1 protein-coding gene and 1 pseudogene are annotated in these 1132 nt (G+C 53.0%); both read left to right on the top strand.

All coding sequences use genetic code 11. The features are described 5' to 3' along the window. The first annotated feature begins 88 nt into the window (after positions 1–88). Positions 89–931 (top strand): HEPN domain-containing protein, encoded by an 843-nt coding sequence (locus tag QX128_RS33170; RefSeq protein ID WP_316239659.1) that lies wholly within the window; start codon positions 89–91, stop codon positions 929–931. 28 nt (positions 932–959) lie between these two features. Further along, positions 960–1132: pseudogene (locus QX128_RS33165) on the top strand (adenylosuccinate lyase); the annotation flags it as partial.

Genomic DNA, 1132 nt, shown 5'->3' with positions numbered 1-1132 from the left:
GCCGAGATCGACGAGCAGTTCGACCTCGGCTATCACCTCAAGCACGTCGACACGATCTTCAAGCGCGTGTTCGGGGAAGCGTGAACGCATGCTGCTCTGGCATTGGCGCTACATACCATGCAAGGGCGTCAAGTTAGATTTCGACGAGCTCGAGATCTACCCAAAGCACGAGTCGACACTCGTGCACTTGCGCAGACGCGATCCAAAGAAGAGAATTGAGATCAAACTCAAGCACATCGACAGAGAAAGTGACTACAACTCGTTCAAGCTGATTGATGATGTAGATTTTGAAGTAGCTCTCAAGAGCCCCGACGGAGACGGACGTTTTGCTCTAGACCCAGTCCACGTATTTTCATTTCTGCTAATGATCCGCACGGGTGGATGGATCAACGCTCCAGCAATTCTGACGCACTCTGTCTTGGATCAACCGGAGTCCGACTCTCGGCATGTTTTCTGCGAACGCTTCATTGATGCGATTCCGAATCGTTATCGCGAAACCAAATTAACACTCGAAGACGCGCAGTGGATAAGCACTCACATGGACACCGGTTTGCGCTTCACGCATGACCGCATTTTTCAGAATGCAATGCAATCGCTCACCTCTTACCACTGCATCCCATACGCAAATGCTTGCTTATTGTTAGCCTGGAGTGGCCTCGAAGCCCTGTTCAGGACTGAACGAGAGATATCATTCCGGCTCGCCCTCTATATTTCTAACTTCCTCCGAAAAGGCTCCGAAAGAGAGACTCTCTTCGAGCAGTTGCGTCAGGGGTACAACGCACGATCGAAAGCGGCACATGGAGCGAGCACTAAAGTCGCCGATATTCACACGCACGCCGAATTCGCTCGCGACATACTGCGTGAATGTCTGCTCAAGTGCATCGAAACAAAGGCGTTTCCCGAACCGAAACACCTGACATTCGGTGGGTAATTCTTCACGGCGTGATCACCTGCTCCCCTACAGACTGGTCCAGCGCAACGCGATGCCGGTCTGGCGCGGCGAAGGCGACTTCCGCACCCTGCTGAAGGCCGATGCCGACGTGAAGAAGTACCTGACAGATGCCGAGATCGACGAGCAGTTCGACCTCGGCTATCACCTCAAGCACGTCGACACGATCTTCAAGCGCGTGTT

It is taken from the genome of Bradyrhizobium sp. SZCCHNR1015, from assembly GCF_032489875.1.
In the GTDB taxonomy this organism is placed as follows: domain Bacteria; phylum Pseudomonadota; class Alphaproteobacteria; order Rhizobiales; family Xanthobacteraceae; genus Bradyrhizobium.
The sequence above is the reverse complement of the archived record's forward strand: the minus strand, read 5'-3'. Positions and strand labels throughout refer to the sequence as shown.

What these genes read in the sequence shown, in the direction of transcription:
- QX128_RS33170 (WP_316239659.1), top strand. Translation starts at nt 89, where the DNA reads ATGCTGCTCTGGCATTGGCGCTACATACCATGCAAGGGCGTCAAGTTA.